Origin of the sequence: Labilibaculum sp. K2S (assembly GCF_030372765.1) — a bacterium.
Taxonomy (GTDB): Bacteria; Bacteroidota; Bacteroidia; order Bacteroidales; family Marinifilaceae; genus Labilibaculum.
In genome coordinates this window covers 39,745-48,197 of record NZ_JAUCMW010000028.1, presented here as the reverse complement: position 1 = coordinate 48,197, position 8,453 = coordinate 39,745, and the positions used below count along the sequence as shown (strand labels likewise).

The 8,453-nt window shown below is 37.0% G+C and carries 5 protein-coding genes; 3 read left to right on the top strand and 2 right to left on the bottom strand.

Going from position 1 to position 8,453, the window contains the following annotated elements; genetic code table 11:
- Nucleotides 1–1,792: DUF4139 domain-containing protein (locus QUH73_RS19455; protein ID WP_289532112.1), on the top strand; the 1,792-nt coding region annotated here is incomplete at its 5' end.
- 467 nt (nt 1,793–2,259) lie between these two features.
- On the opposite strand, the gene QUH73_RS19450 is transcribed toward QUH73_RS19455, so the two are convergent.
- Nucleotides 2,260–2,964 carry a queuosine precursor transporter gene (locus QUH73_RS19450; RefSeq protein WP_289532111.1) on the bottom strand — a complete coding sequence of 235 codons (705 nt, stop codon included), beginning with the start codon at nt 2,962–2,964 and terminating at the stop codon, nt 2,260–2,262.
- Nucleotides 2,965–3,355: 391 nt separating this feature from the next.
- On the opposite strand from QUH73_RS19450, the gene QUH73_RS19445 reads away from it, so the two are divergent.
- Together QUH73_RS19445 and QUH73_RS19440 are read left to right on the top strand one after the other, a co-directional pair.
- A complete protein-coding gene (locus tag QUH73_RS19445) occupies nt 3,356–4,459 on the top strand; it encodes a lipid II:glycine glycyltransferase FemX (protein WP_289532110.1) in 1,104 nt (367 codons plus the stop codon).
- Nucleotides 4,460–4,644: 185 nt separating this feature from the next.
- Nucleotides 4,645–5,175, top strand: coding sequence for a transposase (locus tag QUH73_RS19440; RefSeq protein WP_289532109.1), 531 nt, complete (start codon nt 4,645–4,647; stop codon nt 5,173–5,175).
- A gap of 157 nt (nt 5,176–5,332) precedes the next feature.
- On the opposite strand, the gene QUH73_RS19435 is transcribed toward QUH73_RS19440, so the two are convergent.
- Nucleotides 5,333–8,374, bottom strand: coding sequence for a hypothetical protein (locus QUH73_RS19435; RefSeq protein ID WP_289532108.1), 3,042 nt, complete (start codon nt 8,372–8,374; stop codon nt 5,333–5,335).
- Nucleotides 8,375–8,453: the final 79 nt, after the last annotated feature.

The window sequence follows — 8,453 nt, the reverse complement described above, 5'->3', positions numbered from 1 at the left end:
TTTAGTGGCACAACATCACCGAAATGGGTGGCACATATACACCGAAATACACACTCAAGGTGAAACAGTACTCAAATTTAATAACCTATCTCCTTTTATTGATGCCAAAAGTGTTCAGGTTAAAGCAAATGGAGATGTTACTGTTTTGTCTGTCAATCATCAACAAAATTTTTTAGACGAGCTTGAAAAATCAGAAGACGTTAAAATCATAGAATCAAAAATAAATGACCTTGATTCAAAAATAGAATTAGAACAAACTCATTTATCTATACTAAATGAACAACTAAATTTCTTAAAAGACAATAGAGTAATTGGGGGTAAAAACAGTGAATTAAGTGTCGCAAACCTAAAAGAGACTTCTGAATTTTATAGTACTCAACTCACGGACTTGATGTTGAAAAAAATTGAAAGAAATAAGACACTAGAAAAACTAAATGAACAAAAAAACAATCTTGAAAACCAATTAAATACAAGTTCAAGTAAAAAGGAATTTCCAATGGGAGAAATTTTAGTTAAAGTTGAAGCTAAAACAAAAACTTCTGCATCAATTGAAATTTCTTATTTAGTGGAAAATGCCGGTTGGTATCCAACATACGATATTCGTGCAAAATCAATTAATGACCCTGTTGAAATAATATACAAAGCGAATGTTAGGCAAGACACCAAAATTGACTGGAATAATGTCAAATTAAAATTCTCATCATCCAATCCCACGACCTCTGGAGTTGCTCCTGAATTAAAAACTTACTATTTAGATTATAATAATTTCCCACCTGTTTATAATACATCAATAAATTCCGTTACAGGACAAGTTGTTGACCAGGAGAACCAACCATTACCGGGAACAACTGTCATGGTTCCAGAAACAACAATTGGAGCTGTGACCGATATAAACGGGAGGTACTCCATTACCATACCAACAAATACAGATTATTTAAGCTTTTCATTTATAGGTTTTAAAACACAAACATTACCAATAACAAGTTCAGTAATTAATGTAAAAATGCAAGAAGAATTTTTAGCTCTTGATGAAGTTGTTACTGTTGCATATGGTGTTCAGGGAGATACTGATTATGAAGGTGCACTTCAAGGTAGACTCGCCGGAGTCTCGGTTCAAGGAAATTCCAGAATGAAAAGTAGAGAATCAGAGAGTATTGCAGTACCATTTCAAAAAACAGAAAATCAGACCACCGTTGATTTTGAAATTAAAACACCTTATTCTGTGAAATCTGATAATAAAAGTTATTCTGTTGATATGGCTGTTTATCAAGTTCCTGCCTATTATCAATATTATTCTGTTCCCAAAATTAACAGTGATGCTTTCTTAATTGCAAATATCACAGACTGGGAAAAATACAATTTGTTAGAAGGAGAAGCGAACATATTTTTCGAAGAAACTTATATCGGAAAATCATTAATTGATGTCAGGTTTGCATCTGACACCCTACAAGTTTCATTAGGAAAAGACAAAAATGTAAGTGTCAGCCGTAAAAATTTAAAAGACTTTACAACCCGACAATTCTTAGGTTCAAAGAAAGAAGAAACTAAGTCTTGGTTAACAATAATCAGGAATAATAAAAGTCAAGAAATAAATATGATAGTTCTTGACCAAGTTCCAATCTCCAAACTTGAAGAAATCGAGGTAGATATTCAAAATCTATCAGGAGGAAAACAAAACAAAGAAACAGGTGAAGTTAAGTGGGAGTTTACCCTAAAACCGTCTGAGGAAAAAGAATTTAATTTGAAATACTCTGTGAAATATCCAAAGTATAAAAGCTTAATAATAGAATAAAAAACTATGCATAATCGAATAGCCCGCCCCGCTAGTAATCATTAGCAGGGAGAGGCTTTCACACCACCAGATACTTCGCAAGCTCAGCATAAACTAAGCGGGTCTTCCCGATAAAAATCGGGACAGGCTGTATACGGTCCCGAGTGATCGGGATTAAGTTATGGGGAATAAAGAATCACGTCTATTAGGCGTGATTTGTTTGTAAATGTGGAGCATCGATTCAATACTAGTCATACCCTGACATTTACAGCTTGCCTATAAGTCAGAGCATGACAATTTAAGGCTGAAGGCCTGACAGAACCCTGCTGGTGCGCGATTAGCTTCGCTGATCTCCACTTCGTTTCGGTAGTATCGCGTTCCTTGCAGCTAAAAGCAAAAACTACAAGGCACAATACTCAAGGAGATAATTATTAAACCAAGCCGGTTTATTCAAGCAATAATTTCACCACAAGCTATTCATAAAGGCATCAATCTAAATAGAACTTCTCTTTTTTGAAAATCCGTTTGCCCCAATATACGAATGGGGTATCGGCTGCAGCAACAATAAATTTCAGGAAATAGGTGCTTAAAAATATTTCCCACATCACAGCAGTTTCAAATACGCCCCAAAAAGCAATAAGTACAAAAACAGTACTATCAATAAACTGAGAAACAAATGTGCTTAAATTATTGCGTATCCAAATTTGTTTGTCTTTTGGAAAATGTTTCCGCCAAAAATGATAAGCCCAAATATCATGCCGTTGGGAAAGTAAATATGCCGCAAGGCTGGCAATAGCTATGCGGGGCATTAAACTAAATATTGTATTGGTTGCTTTGTGCGCAATACCTGCAAACTCATCTCCTTCTAGCGGGATAAAAAGCAAGGACAGATTCATTAATAGGGTCATGGAAATGAGGCTGAAAAATCCTATCCAAACAGCCTTTTTTGCCTCTTCTTTGCCATAATTTTCCGACAAAATATCGGTCACTAAAAACGACGAGGCATAAACGATATTACCTAAAGTTGCAACAAGTCCAAAAAGCTCAACGGTTTGAATAACTTGAACATTGGCAACAATAACAGAAATTGGAATCCAAATAATAAGTCCCCATTTACCAAATATGCGGTAGGCTAAAATAATTAACAGGAAGTTTGCCAGCAACATGACCAGCCATAAAATTTCGTTTTGCATTTTTTTATTCTTTTAATTGAAGCATGAAAGGATACTCACAAACTATTAATTGTTGTTAGGCCTTCTTTTTACTTCACAGCAGGGAGATGCCACCTGCTTTGTTTGTACTAATACCAAATTCAGGATGCAAATGTAAGTAAAATTCATCGAGCATAAATTCCATAAATAATATCGCACAAACGCAAGATCTTGCGTCTCAAGCGCAAGATTTTTTATCTCCACTGAAAATCTTTCATTTCAATATAATTACAATTTGTTTTTAGTTGTGATAGGGTTTCGAAAGCTTTCGGGATTACCATGCTGGAATAATCATCCCCTTGTGTGTCACAAATTCCTGTCACGGGCGTTTCCTATTAAGTATTTTATTATTTAATTTTGCAACAAAAAAAGGATGATTTGTAATTTAGAGAAGAAAGATATTGAAGAATTTAAGACTACAAATATATTACCTCAAACGCCTTTCTGGGCACGCGTAAAAAGAAATCAAGGATTTATTCCAAAGGGATTTGAGTTGACAATCTCAAAGGATTTATTATTTAGCACAGCTAACTCTTTGGAAAAAAAAAGTGAAGATTTATTGGTTTTAATCAAGTACGTAGATAATGTTAATTGTTTTGCATACATCCCATACGGGCCAAAATTAGAACCTGCGTTTGAAAATCAAGGATTATTTTTAGAACAATTATCTGAATCTATAAAACCATTTCTTCCTCCAAATTGCATTTTTATTCGTTACGATTTGATTTGGGAGAATCAGTGGGCGCTTGAAGAGGAGTATTTTGACAATCATGGAAACTGGATAGGACCACCACCAAGTGCAACTCAAGAATACCGGCTAAATTTTAATACGGCTAATTGGAATTTACACAAAAGCATAGAGGACAATTTGCCAAAAAATACCTTTTTTCTTGATTTGACTTTAAAAGAGAAGGATTTGCTCAATAATATGAGATACAATACAAGGTATAACGTAAGAAAAGCAAATAAGAAAGGAATCAGAGTGCTTGAATATAGTATTGATCATATTGGACAATGGTATAAATTGTATCAAGAAACAGCCATGCGTCATAACATGCCATTGCAAAATCAAGAATACTTTGCTGCCATATTAAAAAATCAGGACAACAGTAAAAAAGGAGTAAGCGTTAAAATGTTAATGGCTGATTTTGGCGGTAGTTTTCTTTCATCAATGTTTTTGGTTTTATCAAAAAAACGGGGAACATATTTATATGGGGCATCTACATCCTGTAAAAATAACTTAATGGCGAGCTATTCTTTGCAATGGGAATCGATACGAATAGCAAAAGAATGGGGATGTTCTGAATATGATATGTTTGGTTCTGCTCCTAATTTAAATCAGGCTCATCCTTTACATGGAGTTCATATTTACAAGAAAGGATTTGGTGGAAATATTTACCATAGAATGGGATGTTGGGATTATCCGTACAATAAAAAGTTGTATAATTTATATCGGGTACAAGAGATTAGAAAATAAAGCCCGAAAGCCTAATCGACTGAATTGTTTGGAATAAAGGCTGCTGGCAAACAAGTAGACATTGCATTGATTGACAAAATGGATAAGACAAAAATAGAACAGCTTATTAAGTCGCAAAAATGGTTGGGGCGCACCTCTCACACCACATAAGCCCCAAGGGAATATAGAAAAGAAAAGCTTTACTTGTGGACAAATACCAGAACAAATACCGCATAAAAACCACCCGCCTGCAAAGCTGGGATTACGGAGTAAATGCGCCCTATTTTGTTACCATCTGTACGGCAAACAGGAAACATTTTTTCGGGCAAGTGGTAAATGGGGTAATGCAACTATCTGAAATTGGTAAAATGGCCGAAACCTTTTGGATGGCTATACCCGGACACTTCCCCTTTGTGCAACTGGATGCCCTTGTGGTAATGCCCATGCATGTGCATGGCATAATTGTGATTGACAAAGCTGATGAAGAACATAGTAAAGACACAAGATCTTCTGTCTCCACAAAAAACCAATTCGGGCCGCAATCCAAAAATCCGGCATCAATTGTCCGCGGGTTTAAAATTGGGGTGAAAAAATATGCAGCACTGCACCAGATCAACTTTGCCTGGCAATCTCTTTATCACGATCATATCATCAGAAATGATATTGCTTACCAACGAATTCATGATTATATTCTGAACAATCCCGAAAAATGGGAAGAAGATAAATTCCATAAATAATATCGTACAGACGCAAGATCTTGCGTCTCAAGCGTAAGATTTTCAATCTCAACGAGGAAATCTTTCATCTCAAAGGAAATACCGTACAGACGCAAAATTTTGCGTCTCAACCAAAAATCCCTCATCTCCACTGAAAACCTTTCATCCAAAACGGAAACTAAAACGCACTCAACGAAAAGGATATCAACAAATTCGCAAACATGCTACCCGTTTGATCCTCATATCCGACACGAATACCCAAATCGACAGGAGCCGAAAAGCGAAGCACATGCAAATCGGTACTTAGCTCAGCACCAAAGGATGTGAATGCATCATCATAGGCAAATAGATTCTGATTTACATCTGATACTTTTCCTTTCTGATATCCGTAATCTATAAAAGCATTCATTTTTATCCGCTTAAAGTAGGCCAATGGTCCCAAATTCCAATCCGGGTAAAACAGAGGCAATGCATAATCAAAGCCTGTCGAAAAAATATCCTCACCGTAAATATCAGTCATCCCTCTTGGACTCTTAATTGTATTTGAAAAACGGGAATTGTAACTGGAACGGTTTTGGTATCCGCCATACAATTTAATGCCATGATGCTTCACAAATCCAGGGAAATACAAGTGCCCTTCGGCCGACCATGTTTCACCCAATCTGGAGTCTCCAAAAGGCGTGTGACGATAGTTGAATTCGAACACCTGCGCCCATTGGTACTGCACATCGCGCGGAGCCGTTTTTGCAATGTTATAGGCAAAAATCTGATACTCCATAATCTCCTGAGTAATATTTTTATCGCCAAAATCATATTCTCCTAATCCTAATGGATTCGTTTGGGTCGTAGCCAAAGCAGTATATTTTATATTAGCCAGCTTTGCCAAACTGTAGGTTACCTTAGGAATAATCCGTGTGGAATATTTTCCTCCTGAAAGATCGAACGGCAACTTGATACTATTCTCCCAGCCCCATTGTTTTAGAGCGCGGTGCACTAGTATTGTGTCTTTTTGAGGGGGATAAATTCGATCGGCAAGGGTCGCAAACTGTGCTTCTTTATTACCAACAGTCAGTTTCGAATCGAAAATTGGAAACATTCCCTGATAAGATAGGTTCACATAAAACTGCCCGTTTTTATAGCCCTGTTCTTTCTTGTAGCCTACGGTGGTCAACAAAGTACTCAGCTTATTTTGCGAGGCTGCCGACACGCCTATATCGAATTGCTGTTCCAACCCATCGATAAACAGAGGTGCCCAGGAATGAAAATTGAATAAATGTCCCAATTTTGAGTAATTCTTCACCTCGAAACGATCCAGATTTGTTGTATCAGGAGCCAATTTTTCGCCCAATTGTTCAGATAGACCTTCCGCTAACGGGAATGACGAATAATCACCCTCCCACTCTTTCCAATTACTAACCCGGTAATCTGTCTTTACAGGCAAATAGCCATCGGATGTGTAATCGGAATAATAAAGTTGGTTTCCATTTGCATGAAGATCGCGTGCACCAAACCTTGATGATGTTACCTGATAAATTTTTTCGCTTGATTTATCAAAAGCAAAAACATTATCGATTCCTGTAAATCCGGCTGTAAAAAAGATATGGTCATGGCTTACCTCTAGCTGAGATATCTCCTGTTTCCCAGAAGAAAACAAGCAGGTTCTGTTTCCAGAATTTAAATCAACAGATACCAGTTGCTTTCCTTCTTTATTCAATAAAATGTATACTATCGATTGGTTTCCATTCCACTTTGGTGATAAAACAAATTCACCTTTCCCTGCTGCAATTCGTTGCTCTTCCAGCTTACTTTCCGTGTTGATAATTACCAGATGATTATCGCCCAGCTCATCTGTTTCCACTGCTGCAATCCGTTTCCCATCCTCTGAAAAAGCCGGTGCAAACAAAGAATTCCTGTTTTTAAACCTGCTTCTCTTTTTTGATTTGGTATCATAAATTACCAAGACACTTTTATCAGCTTTTTCCCAACGCAGATGATCCTTTCGTTCCGACCAAATCAGTTTTCCGTTTTTGTAATCGAAACCAGTATTAAAATCGTATCCGGGAACGAACAATTTCTCTTGTTTTCCTTCTTTACTGATTCTCTCAAAATAAGCAGCATCTGCCAAACCTTCTTTCAGGACAATTACTTCACCCGATTCGTTAACATGGGGAAAGCGTTTGTTGGTATAGATTTCCTCACGATTTGCCAATGGTTCAAAATCTGTCAGATTCAATTGAGCATCCTGAACTTCCCATTCCCATTGCAATTCCTTCATGGTATCGTAATACAACATCAGCTTGCCGTCGGCCCGGGTATTTTTCTCCTTTACCTGTTCCCAATCAATATCCTCTACCTTTATTCCTTGGGCAAGAATCTCTTTTTGCTTTTCGGATAAAGAATCAAATACGGCATCGCGATTTGCATTCATTCCCTGCTTAATTCCATCAGCAAAACTTGTAATCCCTAAAGGTCTTCGCCCAACCCGATTCAGTGATTTTTCCCACAATTCATCTCCGTAATGTATTCTTGCTTTACCAACCAAATAGTAACCCAATTTGTAACGATCGGTTGCATAATCCTGATACGATCCGTTGATTGCTTTATCGTAAGAATAGTTTCCTTTTTCAATCAATTGAGCCCGCAGTTCCTGCTCGAAAAACGGCAGACGTCCCCGTCCCGATTCGCTTAAAGCTGTTTCAGTACAAACCGCATCGCCTTCCAAAAACCAGGGAGGTAAATACAGCCCAACCACAACTACGGTAGATTGCTGACCAAATACATAGTTCAAGAAGCGCGTAAATCCTTGTTCTAATTTATCCATCTGAATAACATGCCGGTATTCATGCGTTGTTACATGATCAATCCAAACCTGAGCATCATTATCGGGTGCCGAAGTATTATAAACCTCCATTCGCTTCGGAGCCCATGCTACCATACCATTTGTGGTTGCACTTTGGGTATGTACTACAACAGAAAACTTTTTAGGTTGATGTTGAAGATCCTTCCCTCCCTTTAAAAGTAAATCCTGAAAAATGGCTGCCATATATCCGGCCTTTTGTTCATAACCTTCAGGAAATATAATTTGAAAATCCTTCGTATTAATTTGTTTCCAGTTTATGGAAGCAGGGTCTTGTCCCGTACTAAAATATTGCCCTTTGGCAAGGCTGTAAGTTGTTATCAAAAAGGAGAAAACAAAACATATTCTAACAAATTTCATCATATCAAAAGTGTAATTAATATTGATTGTACTTTTAAAATAGTACCGGGAAAATTTATCATATTTATTTATAGGAACAAAA